This is a genomic window from Neorhizobium huautlense (assembly GCF_002968575.1).
Lineage (GTDB): Bacteria > Pseudomonadota > Alphaproteobacteria > Rhizobiales > Rhizobiaceae > Neorhizobium > Neorhizobium huautlense.
The window spans coordinates 1-16,934 of the sequence record NZ_PVBM01000020.1 but is presented as its reverse complement, the minus strand read 5'-3'; the positions used below and the strand labels follow the sequence as shown (position 1 = coordinate 16,934).

Annotated in this window: 16 protein-coding genes; 10 read left to right on the top strand and 6 right to left on the bottom strand. The window is 59.9% G+C overall.

Annotated features, from left to right (window positions below; translation table 11 throughout):
- Positions 1-19: 19 nt before the first annotated feature.
- Positions 20-2,941, bottom strand: coding sequence for an excinuclease ABC subunit UvrA (uvrA, locus tag C5L12_RS19770; protein WP_105373853.1), 2,922 nt, complete (start codon positions 2,939-2,941; stop codon positions 20-22).
- A 245-nt stretch (positions 2,942-3,186) separates the two neighbouring features.
- Here uvrA and C5L12_RS19765 point away from each other — a divergent pair, with 245 nt between their 5' ends.
- Positions 3,187-3,729, top strand: a complete 543-nt coding sequence (locus C5L12_RS19765) for a single-stranded DNA-binding protein (RefSeq protein WP_105373781.1) — start codon at positions 3,187-3,189, stop codon at positions 3,727-3,729.
- A gap of 57 nt (positions 3,730-3,786) precedes the next feature.
- Here the strand turns inward: C5L12_RS19765 and C5L12_RS19760 are convergent, their stop codons facing one another.
- Both C5L12_RS19760 and C5L12_RS19755 read right to left on the bottom strand, forming a co-directional pair.
- A complete protein-coding gene (locus tag C5L12_RS19760; RefSeq protein ID WP_105373852.1) occupies positions 3,787-4,959 on the bottom strand; it encodes an HPP family protein in 1,173 nt (390 codons plus the stop codon).
- 82 nt (positions 4,960-5,041) lie between these two features.
- Positions 5,042-5,671 (bottom strand): MarC family protein, encoded by a 630-nt coding sequence (locus C5L12_RS19755; protein WP_105373780.1) that lies wholly within the window; start codon positions 5,669-5,671, stop codon positions 5,042-5,044.
- 226 nt (positions 5,672-5,897) lie between these two features.
- Between C5L12_RS19755 and gyrA the strand changes: the two genes are divergently transcribed.
- The gene (gyrA, locus tag C5L12_RS19750) at positions 5,898-8,714 is read left to right on the top strand and encodes a DNA gyrase subunit A (RefSeq protein ID WP_170109118.1); all 2,817 of its coding nucleotides are present in this window, start codon (positions 5,898-5,900) and stop codon (positions 8,712-8,714) included.
- A 118-nt stretch (positions 8,715-8,832) separates the two neighbouring features.
- On the opposite strand, the gene C5L12_RS28455 is transcribed toward gyrA, so the two are convergent.
- Together C5L12_RS28455 and C5L12_RS19745 are read right to left on the bottom strand one after the other, a co-directional pair.
- Positions 8,833-8,970: a hypothetical protein gene (locus tag C5L12_RS28455; RefSeq protein ID WP_165924251.1), complete on the bottom strand. Its 138-nt coding sequence runs from the start codon at positions 8,968-8,970 to the stop codon at positions 8,833-8,835.
- A gap of 33 nt (positions 8,971-9,003) precedes the next feature.
- The gene (locus tag C5L12_RS19745; protein WP_157949089.1) at positions 9,004-9,159 is read right to left on the bottom strand and encodes a hypothetical protein; all 156 of its coding nucleotides are present in this window, start codon (positions 9,157-9,159) and stop codon (positions 9,004-9,006) included.
- A gap of 432 nt (positions 9,160-9,591) precedes the next feature.
- Here C5L12_RS19745 and coaD point away from each other — a divergent pair, with 432 nt between their 5' ends.
- The 5 genes from coaD to tgt all read left to right on the top strand — a co-directional run bounded on the left by coaD (position 9,592) and on the right by tgt (position 13,533).
- Positions 9,592-10,086, top strand: a complete 495-nt coding sequence (gene coaD, locus C5L12_RS19740; RefSeq protein WP_105373777.1) for a pantetheine-phosphate adenylyltransferase — start codon at positions 9,592-9,594, stop codon at positions 10,084-10,086.
- Positions 10,087-10,113: 27 nt separating this feature from the next.
- Complete coding sequence (locus C5L12_RS19735) at positions 10,114-10,686, top strand: peptidylprolyl isomerase (RefSeq protein ID WP_105373776.1); 573 nt, start codon at positions 10,114-10,116, stop codon at positions 10,684-10,686.
- A gap of 58 nt (positions 10,687-10,744) precedes the next feature.
- Positions 10,745-11,254 (top strand): peptidylprolyl isomerase, encoded by a 510-nt coding sequence (locus tag C5L12_RS19730; RefSeq protein ID WP_105373775.1) that lies wholly within the window; start codon positions 10,745-10,747, stop codon positions 11,252-11,254.
- 66 nt (positions 11,255-11,320) lie between these two features.
- The gene (gene queA / locus C5L12_RS19725) at positions 11,321-12,406 is read left to right on the top strand and encodes a tRNA preQ1(34) S-adenosylmethionine ribosyltransferase-isomerase QueA (RefSeq protein ID WP_105373774.1); all 1,086 of its coding nucleotides are present in this window, start codon (positions 11,321-11,323) and stop codon (positions 12,404-12,406) included.
- Entirely contained in the window at positions 12,403-13,533 is a 1,131-nt protein-coding gene (gene tgt, locus C5L12_RS19720; protein ID WP_105373773.1) for a tRNA guanosine(34) transglycosylase Tgt, read from the top strand. Before queA ends, tgt begins: the two co-directional genes overlap by 4 nt.
- 24 nt (positions 13,534-13,557) lie before the next feature.
- Here tgt and C5L12_RS19715 read toward each other — a convergent pair whose 3' ends face one another.
- Entirely contained in the window at positions 13,558-13,983 is a 426-nt protein-coding gene (locus C5L12_RS19715) for a DUF4864 domain-containing protein (RefSeq protein ID WP_105373772.1), read from the bottom strand.
- Between the two features lie 269 nt (positions 13,984-14,252).
- Here C5L12_RS19715 and C5L12_RS19710 point away from each other — a divergent pair, with 269 nt between their 5' ends.
- The 3 genes from C5L12_RS19710 to C5L12_RS19700 all read left to right on the top strand — a co-directional run bounded on the left by C5L12_RS19710 (position 14,253) and on the right by C5L12_RS19700 (position 16,670).
- On the top strand, positions 14,253-15,407 hold the full coding sequence (locus C5L12_RS19710; protein WP_157949088.1) for an MFS transporter: 1,155 nt from the start codon (positions 14,253-14,255) through the stop codon (positions 15,405-15,407).
- 123 nt (positions 15,408-15,530) lie between these two features.
- On the top strand, positions 15,531-16,115 hold the full coding sequence (locus C5L12_RS19705; RefSeq protein ID WP_105373851.1) for a J domain-containing protein: 585 nt from the start codon (positions 15,531-15,533) through the stop codon (positions 16,113-16,115).
- Between the two features lie 75 nt (positions 16,116-16,190).
- Positions 16,191-16,670 carry a GNAT family N-acetyltransferase gene (locus C5L12_RS19700; RefSeq protein ID WP_105373770.1) on the top strand — a complete coding sequence of 160 codons (480 nt, stop codon included), beginning with the start codon at positions 16,191-16,193 and terminating at the stop codon, positions 16,668-16,670.
- Positions 16,671-16,934: the final 264 nt, after the last annotated feature.

Genomic DNA, 16,934 nt, shown 5'->3' with positions numbered 1-16,934 from the left:
CCTCCATGACGCAATACTGCTATTCCGCCGCTTCCACCTTCTTCGCTGGCCGGCGATCCAGCAGTTCCTTGAGGAAGTGGCCGGTATAGGACCGCTTTTCCTTGACGATCTGCTCGGGCGTGCCGGACGCGACCACTTCACCGCCGCCCGTGCCGCCTTCCGGACCGATATCGATGATCCAGTCGGCCGTCTTGATGACCTCGAGATTGTGCTCGATCACCACCACCGAATTGCCCTGGTTCACAAGCTCATGCAACATTTCCAGGAGCTTGGCCACGTCGTGGAAATGCAGGCCCGTCGTCGGCTCGTCGAGGATGTAGAGCGTACGTCCGGTCGAGCGTTTCGACAGTTCCTTGGCTAGCTTGACGCGCTGCGCCTCGCCACCCGAAAGCGTGTTGGCCTGCTGCCCCACCTTGATATAACCGAGGCCGACATCAAAGAGCGACTGCAGCTTGTCGCGCACCGCCGGCACCGCGGAGAAGAACTCCACCCCTTCCTCAACCGTCATGTCCAGCACGTCGGCGATCGATTTACCCTTGAAATGCACGTCAAGCGTCTCGCGATTGTAGCGCTTGCCATGGCAGACATCGCAGGTGACATAGACGTCCGGCAGGAAGTGCATCTCGATCTTGATAACACCGTCGCCTTGGCAGGCTTCGCAACGGCCACCCTTGACGTTGAACGAGAAGCGGCCAGGCGCATAACCCCGTGCCTTGGCTTCCGGCAGGCCGGCAAACCAGTCACGAATCGGCGTGAAGGCGCCGGTATAGGTCGCCGGGTTGGAACGCGGCGTGCGGCCGATCGGCGATTGGTCGATGTCGATCACCTTGTCGATGAATTCGAAACCGTCGATCTTGTCGTGTTCGGCAGGTATTTCGCGGGCGCCCATGACACGGCGTGCGGCAGCCTTGTAGAGCGTCTCGATGAGGAACGTGGACTTGCCCCCGCCGGATACGCCGGTAACGGCCGTGAAGACGCCGAGCGGAATGGCGGCCGTGACATTCTTGAGATTGTTGCCGCGAGCACCGAAAACCTTGATCTCCTTGCCCTTCTTGGGCTTGCGGCGCTCCATGGGAACCGGCACGCCGAGTTCGCCCGAGAGATATTTGCCGGTCAGCGACTTGGGATTGGCCATGATGTCCTTCGGCCCGCCCTGTGCCACCACCTGACCGCCGTGGATACCGGCGGCCGGGCCGATGTCGACCACATAGTCCGCCGTCAAAATAGCGTCCTCGTCATGCTCGACGACAATCACGGTGTTGCCGATGTCACGCAGGTGCTTCAACGTATCGAGCAGCCGCGCATTGTCCCGCTGGTGCAGGCCGATCGAGGGTTCGTCCAATACGTAAAGCACGCCCGTGAGGCCGGAGCCGATCTGCGAGGCGAGCCGAATGCGCTGGCTCTCGCCGCCCGAAAGCGTGCCGGAATTGCGCGAGAGGCTGAGATAATCGAGGCCCACGTCATTGAGGAACCGCAGACGCTCGCGGATCTCCTTGAGGATGCGGACGGCGATCTCGTTCTGCTTGGCGTTCAGCTGTTCCGGCAGCACTTCGAACCAGTCGCGCGCAAGCCGGATCGACATATCCGTGACCTGTCCGATATGCAGCTTGTTGATCTTCACCGCGAGAGCTTCCGGCTTCAGGCGAAAACCGTTGCAGGCCGGGCAGGGAGCGGCCGACATGTAGCGTTCGATCTCTTCGCGCGCCCAGGCGCTGTCGGTTTCCTTCCAGCGGCGTTCGAGGTTCGGCACGATGCCTTCGAAGTTCTTGACCGTCTTGTAGGAGCGTGCGCCGTCGGCATAGTGGAATTCGATCTTCTCTTCGGTTCCCTGCAGGATGGCCTTCTGAGCCTCCTCGGAAAGCTCGTTCCAACGGCTGGACAGCTTGAAACCGAAGGCTTTTCCGAGCGCTTCCAGCGTCTGGTTGTAATAGGGGGAGGTGGATTTCGCCCATGGCGCAATCGCGCCGTCGCGCAGCGTGCGGGCGGGTTCCGGCACGATCAGCGCCTCATCCACCTTCTGCTGCGAACCGAGGCCGTCGCAGGTCGGGCAGGCGCCGAAGGGATTGTTGAACGAGAAAAGCCGCGGCTCGATTTCCGGAATGGTGAAGCCGGAGACCGGGCAGGCGAATTTCTCCGAAAACAGCACCCGCTCGTGGGTCTCGTTGAGCGACTTGTTGGCGGAGCCACCGGCTGCGGTATCCTCGGCGCGCAGCGGTTTGTCGGCGAATTCGGCGACCGCCAGCCCGTCGGCCAGTTTCAGCGAGGTCTCGAGACTGTCCGCCAGGCGTGCGGAAATGTCGGAGCGCACCACGAGGCGGTCCACGACCACGTCGATATCGTGCTTGTATTTCTTGTCGAGTGCCGGAACCTCGGCGATCTCATAGAACTGGCCGTCGACCTTGACGCGCTGAAAACCCTTCTTCATCAGCTCGGCGAGCTCTTTTTTATATTCGCCCTTTCGTCCGCGGATCATCGGCGCCAGAATGTAAAGGCGCGTGCCCTCCTCGAAGGCGAGGATGCGGTCGACCATCTGGCTGACGGTCTGGCTTTCGATCGGCAGGCCTGTTGCCGGCGAATAGGGCACGCCGACGCGCGCAAAAAGCAGGCGCATATAGTCGTAGATCTCGGTGACCGTGCCGACCGTCGAGCGCGGGTTGCGCGAGGTCGTTTTCTGCTCGATCGAAATTGCCGGCGAAAGGCCGTCGATCTGATCGACATCCGGCTTCTGCATCATTTCCAGAAACTGGCGCGCATAGGCCGACAGGCTCTCCACATAACGACGTTGGCCTTCCGCATAGATCGTGTCGAAGGCAAGCGACGATTTGCCCGACCCCGAAAGGCCCGTCATGACGATCAGCGAATTGCGCGGCAGATCGAGGTCGATGCCCTTAAGATTATGCTCGCGCGCGCCACGTATGGAAATGGTTTTGAGTTCACTCATCATCATGCTCTTTGGGAGGATCGAGGTCCTTATGTAGTGATTGATCCGTGCCTGTCGAGACGAAACTGCTGCGATTGCGGACCGTTCCGAGTCGGTTGACAGCACTATAGGAATAAAATAGAACAAATAAAGAACAATTTGCCTGTGGATTAAAATTCATGAATGCCCAACCGGGCATGTCGATGGGCTAAAGTGATACGATTGGTTTCAAGGCCGCAAAGCAGGCGGCGGATGAGGTGAAAGTTATGGCTGGTAGCGTGAACAAGGTGATCCTGATTGGAAATGTAGGCGCCGATCCGGAAATTCGCCGCACGCAAGACGGTCGGCCGATCGCCAATCTTCGCATCGCGACTTCCGAGACCTGGCGCGACCGCAATTCCGGCGAGCGGCGGGAAAAGACCGAATGGCACACCGTAGTGGTCTTCAACGAAGGTCTCTGCAAGGTGGTCGAGCAGTATGTGAAGAAGGGCGCAAAGCTCTATATCGAAGGCGCGCTGCAGACCCGCAAATGGCAGGATCAGACCGGCAACGACCGGTATTCGACCGAAATTGTGCTGCAGGGGTTCAACTCGACGCTGACCATGCTGGACGGCCGGGGTGAGGGCGGTGGCGACCGCGGAGCCCGCGGCGGCAATGACTTCGGCGGTGACGACTTCGGCGGCGGCTATGGCGGTGGAAATGATCATGACCGCCGGTCCTCGGGCGGTTCCAGCGGCTCGAGCCGCGGCGGCAATCAGCCTGCCGGCGGCAATTTTTCCCGCGATCTCGACGACGATATTCCGTTCTGATCCAAGCGGCACTCGCCGATCCGGTGTTGCTTGTGGATTGCCCCGCGCGCGTTATTTTCAGGCGGTCAGGCGCGCTTCGTAATTCTGGTTGGCGCTGTCTGCGAGCATCGCCACCAGCACGTCCGACTGCGATAGTATCCCCACCAGCTTGTTGGTTCCGCCGGTCACCGGCAGATAGTGCAGCCCTTCTTCCGCAAAGATGACGATCGCGTCGGCAATGGGCGTGTCGGGCGCAACGGTCCGGACCGGTGTGGTCATGATATCCTTGACGGTGTCGTTCGGGGCGCTTGCCCCCGACAGCACAAGCCTAATCCGCTGAGCAAGGCCAATTCTCGGGCGCCCCTTGGTCCAGGTCGCCTTATCCAGGAAATCCGTCTGGGTGACGATGCCCACGACCTCGGCACGATCGTTGGTGACTGGCAACGCCCGGAAATGGTGGCTGCGCATCACGTCCTGCGCTTCTTTCAGCGAATTGTCGGGCGCAACCGCCACTACATCGCGAGACATAATGCTGGCGCAGTCGAGATGCGTTGCGCGTCTCCGGTAGGATCGCAGTTCGGTTCTTCTGAGGATAGTCTCCAGGTCTTCGCGGTCGATATCCAGAAACTCATCGTATTCCTTCAGGACATCGTCGAGGTCGGCTGAAGTAAAGCCGATCCGCTGCATCGGAGCGGGATCGGCGGTACCGTGATCGGTTGCCGGCGGCTTTATGGAATGAGGGTAGGGGCGCCCCGTCAGGTTGTTGAAGACCAAGGCAAGAAGCAGCAGGGCGAGCGAGTTGCCGGCGACCGGCCAGAATACGAAACCGTATCCCAGATCATGAATGGCAGGCCCGCCCAGAACGGCGGTCAGCGCGATGGCTCCGCTTGGCGGGTGCAGGCATCGCAGTGCCATCATCGCAGCGATTGCGACGCCAATGGCGATCGCGGACGCCAGGAACGGGTCCTCTATCGCGAGCGCCGTGGTGACTCCTACAAATGCGGCAACGATATTGCCGCAGAGAATCGACCAGGGTTGGGCGAGGGGACTGGACGGGACCGCGAACAAAAGGACGGCGGAGGCTCCCATCGGCGCGATCAGCGCCGGAAGAGAGGCGTCAGCTCGCAGCGCCAGACTGCCGAGCAAACCTGTTGCGAGGATCCCGGCCAGGGCTCCCGAGGCTGCGCGCAACCGTTCTTTCGCACTGATGGAGGTGGCTTCGGGAAAAAGCCGCCGCAACACACGCCGCATGGCAAAACCTTCTTTGATTCTCTTTGCCGCGGCTTTTAGCAGAAAAACCTGCAATGTCGCGCCATATGACGTTTTCGAAATATTAGAGATTGAAGGCCGAGCGAACGCCGTCGAGCACGAACTGCACCGAGAGAGCGGCCAGGATGACGCCGAGCAGGCGCGTGAGAATTGCGCGGCCGGTCACACCGAGGAAACGGTCGAGCCGTTCCGCCACCAGAAGCGTCACGTAGACGAGCCCCATAATGAGTGCGATGACGCCGATCAGCAGAGTCCGGTCGAGTGGGCCCGGGAAGGCGCCGGCGAGCAGTACGGTGGCGGAGATCGCACCGGGCCCGGCTATCAACGGAAGAGCCAGCGGAAAGACAGCGATATTGTGAAGGTGGTCGATCGTGATTGCGGCCTGGGACGTCTTTTCCTTCCGTTCCTGGCGCTTTTCGAAGACCATTTCGAAGGATATCCAGAAAAGCAGCAAGCCGCCCGCAATGCGGAAGGCGCCGATCGATATTCCGAGCAGACCCAGGACGTTCGATCCGAACAGGGCAAAGAGCGCCAGGATGCCGAACGCGATCAGGGAGCCGCGAAAGGCGACGTGGCGGCGCTGGATTCCCGTCATGCCGACCGTCAGGCCGAGAAAGACCGGCGCCAGCCCCGGTGGATCGAGCGTTACGAGCATCGTGGTCAACGCATTGACCAGCATATCGGGGCTTGCCATATCTTCTCCTGGACCTCTGCGATCCTTGCAGTTGGACTTGAAGATTGTTAGGACAGGCGCACGGTTTAGGAAAGCCCGCCTCACGGCTTTCCGCCGTCATCGCGTCCCAGGGGAAATGCCTGGAAAAGACCGCAAAAGCTGTTCAAAACCACGGTGGAAATTGGCGCTCGGAACCGCTTTCCGCTATAAAAAAGAAACTGATTCCGAACAGAGATCGTGATCCGATTTGACTGAGCAAAGCACACCCGGCGGCGGAAAGCTGCCTCCAGGCATTGAACCCATTTCCATTATGGAAGAGATGCAGCGGTCCTACCTCGATTACGCCATGAGCGTGATCGTCAGCCGCGCACTTCCAGATGTGCGCGACGGACTGAAACCGGTCCACCGGCGCATCCTTTACGGCATGTCGGAACTCGGCATCGACTGGAACAAGAAATATGTCAAATGCGCCCGCGTGACCGGGGACGTGATGGGTAAATTCCATCCGCACGGCAACTCGGCGATCTATGACGCGCTGGCGCGCATGGCGCAGGATTGGTCTCTCCGCCTGCCCCTGATCGATGGTCAGGGCAATTTCGGCTCGATCGACGGCGACCCGCCGGCGGCCGAACGCTACACCGAATGCCGCCTCGAGAAAGCCGCCCACGCCCTGCTCGACGATCTCGACAAGGAAACCGTCGATTTCCGCGACAACTACGATGGCACGCTCTCCGAGCCTGTCGTGGTTCCGGCGAAATTCCCGAACCTTTTGGTCAATGGTGCAGGCGGCATCGCCGTCGGCATGGCGACCAACATACCGCCGCACAATCTTTCCGAGGTTATCGACGGCTGTATCGCGCTGATCGACAATCCGGCGATCGAACTGCCCGAGCTGATGCAGATCATCCCGGGTCCCGATTTCCCGACCGGCGCGATGATCCTTGGACGCTCCGGAATCCGGTCGGCCTATGAAACCGGGCGCGGATCCGTGATCATGCGCGGCCGCGCCACGATCGAGCCGATGCGCGGCGACCGCGAGCAGATCATCATCACCGAAGTTCCCTTTCAGGTGAACAAGGCGGCGATGGTCGAAAAGATCGGCGAACTGGTGCGCGAAAAGCGTATCGAAGGCATTTCCGATCTGCGTGACGAGTCCGACCGCCAGGGCTATCGCGTCGTGGTGGAGCTGAAGCGCGACGCCAATGCGGAAGTGATACTCAATCAGCTTTATCGCTATACGCCGCTGCAAACCTCGTTCGGCTGCAACATGGTGGCTCTCAACGGCGGCAAGCCGGAACAGCTCACCCTGATCGACATGCTGAGGGCTTTCGTGTCCTTCCGCGAGGAAGTCGTCAGCCGCCGCACGAAGTATTTGCTGCGCAAGGCGCGTGAACGTGCGCATGTCTTGGTCGGTCTGGCCATTGCCGTCGCCAATATAGACGAGATCATTCTTCTGATCCGCCGCGCGCCCGATCCGCAGACTGCGCGTGAGCAGTTGATGACACGCCGCTGGCCTGCTCAGGATGTCGAGGCGCTGATACGCCTCATCGACGATCCGCGCCACCGGATCAATGACGATGGCACCTATAATCTGTCCGAGGAACAGGCCCGCGCCATCCTCGAGCTTCGTCTGGCCCGCCTGACGGCGCTCGGCCGCGACGAAATCGGCGACGAACTTAACAAGATCGGGGCCGAGATCAGCGATTATCTGGACATTCTGTCGTCGAGACTGCGCATCCAGCAGATCGTCAAGGACGAAATGGCCGAGGTGCGCGACGAATTCGGCACGCCGCGCCGCACAGAAATCATGGAAGGCGGTCCGGACATGGACGATGAGGATCTCATCGCCCGTGAAGACATGGTCGTGACCGTTTCCCATCTTGGTTACATCAAGCGCGTGGCGCTCGGCACTTATCGTGCCCAGCGCCGCGGCGGCAAAGGCCGGTCCGGCATGGCGACGCGCGACGAGGATTTCGTCACGCGCCTGTTCGTCGCGAACACCCACACACCGGTTCTGTTCTTCTCCTCGCGCGGCATCGTGTACAAGGAAAAGGTCTGGCGTCTGCCGATCGGTACACCGCAATCGCGCGGCAAGGCGCTGATCAACATGCTGCCGCTGGAACCCGGCGAACGCATCACCACGATCATGCCGCTGCCTGAGGATGAATCAACCTGGGATAACCTGGATGTGATGTTCTCGACGACTCGCGGCACCGTTCGCCGCAACAAGCTGTCGGATTTTGTTCAGGTGAACCGCAACGGCAAGATCGCCATGAAGCTCGAGGAAGAGGGCGACGAAATCCTCTCGGTCGAGACCTGTACCGATCAGGACGACGTGCTGCTGACCACCGCGCTCGGCCAGTGCATTCGCTTCCCCGTCGGCGATGTGCGCGTCTTTGCCGGCCGCAACTCGATCGGCGTACGCGGCATCACGCTCGGCGATAACGACCGCATTATCTCCATGACCATTGTCGGCCATGTGGACGCAGAGCCCTGGGAGCGTGCCGCCTATCTCAAGCGCTCTGCAGCCGAACGTCGCGCCGCTGGTGTGGATGAAGAGGATATCGCTCTCGTGGGCGAGGAAGTCACTGAGGAAGGGCAGCTTTCCGACGAGCGTTATGAGGAGCTCAAGGCGCGCGAGCAGTTCGTGCTCACGGTCTCGGAGAGGGGTTTTGGCAAGCGGTCGTCTTCCTACGACTTCCGCACCTCGGGCCGCGGCGGCAAGGGCATCCGCGCCACCGATACCTCCAAGACGGCGGAGATCGGCGAGCTTGTGGCTGCCTTCCCGATCGAGGACGCCGATCAGATCATGCTCGTGTCGGATGGTGGTGTGCTGATCCGCGTGCCGGTCAACGGCATCCGTATAGCCAGCCGTGCGACCAAGGGCGTGACAATCTTCTCGACCGCCAAGGATGAAAAGGTCGTCTCGGTCGAGCGCATCAGCGAGCCGGAAAGCGACGACGAAAACGGCAGCGGCCTGCCGGAAGAGATAACCGCCGAAACCGGCGATCTCGGCTCCGCTCCGGATGAAAGTCCGGCAAATGACGAGGGTGCGGCAGAATAGGCCGGCCCGTCCCGGAAAGTGAATAAAGTAAAAGCCGGAGGATCAAGGATCCTCCGGCTTTTCTTTGAACTGATTGCGACGGGAGTCTGCTAAAGCTCAGTTCGCTACTGTCAAATGGTCAGAACGCGCTGTGCCGTTTTGCGAAGTCCCGAAAATCCTTCATATCGTCGCGTTCGCGGCGAAGCTCGGAAATCGTGGAGGCCACGGATGCCACGAACATGATGCTGATCAAGCCTGCAAGTACAGTCAACGTCACGAACATGGTCATCCTTTCTCGCGAGCGTATCGCTCAGTAATAGGAGAGGTCGTTATAACGACCGGTCACCTGCGGATAGTTCAGATCTGCCAAATCGGATTTATCTTGATAAAGGGTGACTGTTGCCGTCAGCATTACAGCGATCATTGCCGTCCACACCAGGTTGATCATGGTGATCTTGTCAGGCATGACCGTTTTCCTTTTCGCGATCATCTCCGTCTGTCCTTCTCGTTTGCCTGAACGCGCATCGCGCAAACAGGTTCCACCGCATTTTGAGAGAAACTTACCTAGGCCGCTCTGAAGCATCCTTGAACGCTCTGTTCATCTGGCGTTCAGAATTGGGTTCGTCAGGCCCAGCTCGTCTCGTAAGCAACGACTATGGCTTCCGCAGCCAAGGCAAGAACAACCGCGGTCAATACCATGACTGCCAGCATTCCCTTCGTTTCTCCCTCGGTATGGACGGATTGTCTCCGTCACGATGCCTATAGACCATACTCGCTGTGAAACGCGCTTGAACGGGCCATTCATCTCCTGTTCAGAAAGGGGGAGGCGCTTGCGGATGCCCCGCTTCCATGACAAAAGGCGCAGGAAATTCTGTTGAAACAGGCCAAGACGTAAAGCATGACGACCGCTTTTTATCCCGGCTCCTTCGATCCGATGACGAACGGCCATCTGGACGTGCTTGTGCAGGCGTTGAACGTTGCCGATAAACTCATTGTCGCCATCGGCATTCATCCGGGCAAGGCGCCGATGTTCTCCTTCGAGGAAAGGGCCGACCTGATCCGGGCCTCACTCGAGGAGGCGTTGCCGGGGCGTGCCGACAGCCTGTCCATCGTCTCCTTCGACCGGCTGGTCGTTGATGCTGCCCGCACCAACGGTGCGGGGCTGCTGATCCGCGGCCTTCGCGATGGCACCGATCTCGATTATGAAATGCAGATGGCCGGCATGAACCGCCAGATGGCGCCGGATATCCAGACCGTCTTTCTGCCGGCTGGCGTCGCCACTCGCCCCATTACCGGCACATTGGTCCGGCAGATCGCCTCCATGGGCGGCGATGTGAGTGCCTTCGTTCCCGCGGCGGTCCTTAACGCGCTGAACAACAAGCTGAAACGCTGATCGTTTCCGAAATCCGGAGTTCTTGTCATGAAACTGTTTCGTCTCGCTATCGCCGGCGCTTTCGCCTTTGCTTCGATGATCCTGCCGGCTTCGGCAGCACCTGACGACTTTCTGACCGTCCAACTCAAGGACGGGCCGGTTGTGATCCAGCTGATGCCGGAAACGGCGCCCAAACATGTGGCCCAGGTCAAGGCGCTTGCTGCCAAGGGAGCATACGACAATGTCGTGTTCCACCGGGTGATCGATGGATTCATGGCGCAGACCGGCGACGTCGAGTTCGGCAAGCAGGATGGCAAGAACTTCAATCCGGCGCGCGCCGGCACCGGCGGCTCCGACCTGCCGGACCTTCCGGCCGAATTCTCGAAGGTGCCGTTCCAGCGTGGAACCGTCGGCATGGCGCGTTCACAGGATCCCAATTCCGCCAATTCGCAGTTCTTTATCATGTTCGATGAGGGTTCGTTCCTGAACGGACAGTACACGGTGGTCGGCAAGGTCGTGTCCGGCATGGAATTCGTCGACAAGATCAAGCGTGGCCAGGGCCGCAACGGCGAGGTGACGAACCCCGACAAGATGATCAAGGTCACCGTCGGCAAGAAGTAGGCAAAAGGTCGCCCAGTCGCGGACGAACGTCCCGGGCGCCGTATAAAGGAGAAGGCACATGGCCGAGATCAAGGATCCGGAAAACACTCTCATCATGGAAACGACCAAGGGCAAGGTCGTCATCTCGCTCCTGCCGGATCTGGCTCCCGGCCATGTCGCGCGCATCAAGGAGCTTGCTCGCGAAAATGCCTATGACGGCGTGGTATTCCACCGCGTCATCCCGGATTTCATGGCCCAGACCGGCGACGTGAAGTTCGGCAAGCAGGGGGGCGAGAGCTTCAACCCGGCCCGTGCCGGCATGGGCGGCTCCGAAAAGCCGGATCTGAAGGCTGAATTTTCCGCCGTGCCTCATGTCCGCGGCACCTGCTCCATGGCCCGCTCGCAAAACCCGAACTCGGCAAACTCGCAGTTCTTCATCTGCTTTACGGATGCTCCGTGGCTCAACAAGCAGTACACGGTCTGGGGGCAGGTTATCGAAGGCATGGACTTCGTCGACCAGATCAAGAAGGGCGAGCCCGTCAAGGATCCGGATTCGATCGTTTCGCTGCGGGTCGCTGCAGACGTCTGATATCAATCGAACGAAGGCCCGCTCTGCCTTTTCGGCGGGGCGGGTTTCGCTTTTCTGGATTTTTCAATGCGCGTTGATCTGTTCGATTTCGATCTGCCGGAGGAGAATATTGCGCTGCGGCCTGCCAGCCCTCGCGACAGTGCACGGCTGCTCGTCGTCCGGCCCGATGGCGAGCCGCTGCTTGCCGATCACTGCGTGTCCGACTTGGCGCGCTTCCTCAGGGCCGGCGACGCGCTGGTTTTCAACGACACGAAAGTGATCCCGGCGCAGCTCGAAGGCCAGCGGATCAGGGAGGGTGGCAACGAACTTCCGGTGTCTGCGACCCTTCACATGCGTGCCGGCCCCGAACGCTGGAAGGCATTTGCCAGACCTGGCAAGCGTATCAAGGTCGGCGACCGCATCGCCTTCGGCCATACCGGCAATGCCTGTCTGCTCGGGACTTTGAACGCAACGGTCGAGGCAAAGGGCGAGGGGGGTGAAATCACCTTGCTGTTTGATCTCACTGGACCTGCGCTCGACGAGGCGATCATGGCCGTAGGGCACATCCCGCTGCCACCCTATATCGCTGACAAGCGGCCCGAGGACGATCGCGACCGGAAGGACTACCAGACCATCTATGCCAGGGAGAAAGGCGCCGTCGCAGCTCCTACCGCTGGCCTGCATTTCACGCCGGAGCTGTTTGCGGCGCTGGACGCTGCAGGTATCGAGCGACATTTCGTGACGCTCCATGTCGGCGCCGGTACATTTTTGCCGGTCAAAGCCGATGATACGGCCGATCACAAGATGCATGAGGAAATCGGTCACGTGAGCGCCGAGACGGCGGCGCGGCTGAATGCCGTAAAGGCGAGGGGCGGCCGGATCGTCTGCGTCGGCACGACCTCGCTACGTCTCATCGAAAGCGCCGCGAGTGAAGACGGCCGAATTCACGCCTGGAGCGGAGCGACGGATATTTTCATCACGCCCGGTTATCGCTTCAAGGCCGTAGATATCCTTATGACCAATTTCCACCTACCAAGGTCGACGCTTTTCATGCTGGTGTCGGCTTTTTCGGGGCTCGAGACCATGCGCTCGGCCTATACCCACGCAATCCAATCCGGCTACCGCTTTTATTCCTACGGCGACGCAAGCCTTCTTTTCCGGGCCTCAAAATGACCGAGACGTTTCAGTTCAATCTCAAGGCTACCGATGGCGGCGCGCGTCTCGGCGAGATCACCATGCCTCGCGGCGCGATACGGACACCGGCCTTCATGCCGGTTGGGACTGTCGGCACTGTCAAGGCGATGTACCTGGACCAGGTACGCGATACCGGCGCCGATATCATACTCGGCAATACCTATCACCTGATGCTGCGTCCGGGCGCGGAACGGGTCGCACGTCTGGGTGGCCTCCACAACCTTATCCGCTGGTCCCATCCGATCCTGACCGATAGCGGCGGGTTTCAAGTCATGTCCCTTTCGGGCCTGCGCAAGCTCGATGAGAAGGGCGTCACCTTCAAGAGTCATGTGGACGGCAGCCTGCACCATATGTCCCCGGAGCGTTCGATCGAGATCCAGGGTCTGCTGGGCTCCGACATCCAGATGCAGCTCGACGAATGCGTGGCCCTGCCGGCGGAGCCCAAGGAGATCGAAAGGGCTATGGAATTGTCCCTGCGCTGGGCGGAGCGTTGCCGCGTCGCTTTTGGGGACCAGCCAGGCAAGGCAATGTTCGGCATTGTGCAGGGCGGCGATCAGCCGGATCTGCGAATTCGGTCGGCGGAAGGCCTGAGACAGCTGGACCTCAAGGGATATGCCGTCGGCGGCCTTGCTGTCGGAGAGCCGCAGGACGTCATGCTGAAGATGCTGGAAACCACGCTGCCGGTGCTGCCGGCGGAAAAACCGCGTTACCTGATGGGCGTCGGTACTCCCGATGACATCCTGAAATCCGTGGCCCGCGGTATCGACATGTTCGACTGTGTCATGCCGACCCGCTCCGGCCGTCATGGGCTGGCATTCACGCGGCGGGGCAAGGTCAATATCCGCAATGCCCGTCATGCGGAGGACTTGCGCCCGCTGGACGAGGAGTCGGACTGCCCGGCTGCACGCGACTATTCCCGCGCCTATCTGCACCACCTGGTCCGTTCCGACGAAGCCCTCGGCGGCATGCTGCTCTCCTGGAACAACCTGCATTATTACCAGGATCTGATGAAGGGCATTCGCCAGTCGATTGCAGAAGGCCGTTTTGGCGATTTTTATGCGGAGACCCAGGAAACCTGGGCAAAGGGCGATATCGACCCGGTGTGAGGCTGCGGGCAAGGAACGGAAGGATCAGATGCCCTGGCTTGCGGTATTGCGGATCATCCGCACGCCATTGACCTTGTAGCTTCCATCATCCATCAGCCGCATCTCGTAGATGGCGGTCCAGTCCTTGCCTTCCTTGGCGCTGATCATCACCTCCTGCAGCACGACCTCGCCGCCGCCGATCATTTTTGAGCGGCCGAAAGCATAGTTGCCGGCGTGATAGACGGGCTCGTAAGTCTCGCGCACCATGTTCAGGAACTGATCTTGGCTCGGATAAAGGCTGCGGATGCCGGGTGAGGCGAAAGAATAGGCTTTCTCCGCGTCATTTTTCTTCAATGCATCGATCTGGTCGGAAATAACGGCCTGAGCTTCCGCAACCGGGTCTTCCGCTCTGGGAGAGGTGGCGGAAAAGAAAACGAAACTCAGAACGACGGCAATAAATCGAACGGACATCGGCTCTCTCCAGGTGCGGGTATAAGAAGCGTAGCGCCTTTCCGTGGAAGGGGAAGATGGCGCCTGCAAATTTTTCGAGCAGAGCCTTGGAAACAGCAGCCGAACCCAAAACGATGGCCGCTGCGGGCGAGGGTGTCTCAATCAGCCTCTCGCCGATTTTCCTCTTCTCTTGCCGATGCAAGGCTGCCTTCCGTTATCAGTTCTTGTCGGCTTCCTCCGCCGCTGGCAGGAATGGTTCGGGATCTGTGATTCGCCCGGACAGCAATTTCATGAAGTTTCTTTTGCCTCCCGCGCTGCTTTATTTCAGCAACGCCATACTGTTCATTTCGCTCTTTACGCGGCTGCCGGCCATCCAGGCTTCGATGGGCATCGACAAGGCTGTTCTCGGATTTGCCTTGTTGAGTGCGCCCGTCGGGACGTTTCTGGCGCTGCCGATCGCCGGTCGCGTCACGGATAGATTCACCCCGAGGCTGACGGCGCTCGCCACTTTGCCGCTTTGCGCCTTGCTGACGCCCGCGCTGACCATTCTGCCGGTCGGCGGTTTCGTTCTGTGCTTCTTTCTCTTCGGGTTCTTTCGCACGATTTTCGATGTTGCGGCCAACATGATTTCGGCGGGTATAGAGCAGCGCAGCGGGACGAAGGTGCTGGCGCGCTCCCACGGCTTCTGGTCGGTTGGGCTTCTGGTCGGCTCCCTGTGCTCAGGCTTTCTGGCCGAGAAGGCGATAACGCCCTTTGTCCAGCAGACGCTGGCGGCTGGGTTCGTGATCGTAGCCTGTCTGCTGGTATTCGCTGTTACGCCAAGAGACGTCTCTCCCGAAACCCAACCGGACCGAAAACGATCGGCTTACGTCCTGCCGGACCGTACAATCCTGCTGATCTGCGTGATGGTGTTCGGTCTCTGCATCGTCGAAGGCGCAATTTACGATTGGGGGATATTCTTCCTCCGGGAGGAGCTTGGCGCCGATCCGGCAGTCGCGGGCGTGCTCTACGCCGCCTTCACGATCGGCATGGGCTTGACCCGGCTCTCGGGGGATATGCTGAGGGACCGTTTCGGCCCCATCATCCTGGTGCGGGCGTCGGCTGTTTCGGTTGCCATGGGCATCGCGCTTCTGGTAACCGCGCTCGGCCCTATATCTGCAGGAATAGCGCTTTTTCTGATCGGTTGCGGTGTGGCACTCGCCTTTCCTTTGGCCGTCTCGGCGACTATCACGCTCGGCAATGGGAAGCCCTCGGAAAATCTCGCGGCGCTATCGCTGACATTGATGCTCTCGACCATCGGTGTCCCGCCGCTTCTGGGGTTCATTGCCGAGCACGTCAGCCTCGTCGCGACATTCCTGGTCCTGTTGCCCTGCGTTGTCGTAAGCTTCCTAATGGCGCCCGTTTCTGACGGCCGGCGTCCATCGCGGTTTTGGCGGTTCAAATAGAGTGTGGGAAAAGCGGGCAGGGCGCGGGTGCCCCTAAATTGGCCACAAGAATGGATAATGGGTTGAGCCCGTGGGCCTTAGCCGTTACGACGATGAAATTGATTGCCGAAAGCAGGTGACACTGTGATCGACCCTTATGAGATGCTTGGTGTTTCCCGCGAGGCGGATGGCGCTGCCATCAAATCGGCCTATCGCAGACGTGCGAAAAGCGTCCACCCCGATACCGGCGGCGACGTCGACGCCTTCAGTAAGCTCACCATGTCCTATGAATTGCTGTCAGACCCGGTCCGGCGCAAAGTCTATGACGATACCGGCTACGATCCTGAACTTGCCGATACCAAAGACCTGCAGGGGCTTGTGATCCTGGAGACGCTGGTCAACGAGATCATCCTGGACGAACGTGAACCGGGCAGTTTCGATCCGGTCGCGGCCATGCGCCGAAAGCTGACCGACAAGATCGTCAATGCGCGCTTCCATATTCTCGAAATGGAGCGGCACAGGGCGAGAATCCGCAACCACATCGACCGTATCGGCAGAAAGCCGGATGCGGACGTCCTCGGGCGCATGCTGAAATCGCGCTGCGAAGCCATCGACGATGCAATCAGCAAGGCGGAGACGGAAATCGGGAATATCGAGCAGGCTTATGGCATGCTCGACGGATATTCCTACGAACTCGAAGCGCCGGAGATCAAGAGTGCCGCCGAGTAATGTTCGCGAGGCGGACCTGACATCGTGCCTTGCTTCCAAAAACAGTCTTAGCTGGTTATTTCCAAAGGATTTTCCATGACGCTGACCTTACGTGAGGCAGTCCGTGAAGATGCGGCGACGCTTCTCGGTTTCATTCGCGAACTGGCGATCTACGAGAAGGCCGAACACGAAGTTGCCGCGACTGTCGAGACAATCGAGGAATCGATCTTTGGATCCAAGTCGGTGACACGCGCCTTGATATGCGAACATCATGGCGAACCGGTCGGCATGGCCATCTGGTTCTTCAGCTATTCCACTTGGCAGGCCAGGAACGGACTTTACCTCGAGGACCTCTATGTTACGCCGAAGGCCCGCGGTCTGGGTGCCGGGAAAGCTATGTTGAAACGGCTGGCGCAGATCGCATTGGAGAAAGGCTGCGGCCGCTTCGAATGGAGCGTGCTCGATTGGAACGAGCCGGCGATCCGTGTCTACGAAGCGATCGGCGCCGATCCGATGAACGAGTGGATTCGCTATCGGCTGACCGGCGACAGGCTGAGGTCTTTCGCAAACAGCTGAGAGCGTTGTAACCCGAGGAGGGCAAGCCATTCGCCGCGCACTCGCTGCATGATACAATGTCAAAGCTGAATAGGGCTGCGACGCTGTTATCCAGTTAGAAGCGCGACACTGGCTCTGATGATCAGCCCCCGATCCGGCCGGCTGGGCCGGGTTGAAAGGGCGGAGCGGGGGCGGGTGAGGGGCACCCCCTTCGGCTTTAGCTTTCTCGATAGCAATTATTCCGTCGCCGGTTGATACTTGGCTCACCTGCATGGGGCGGGGTAG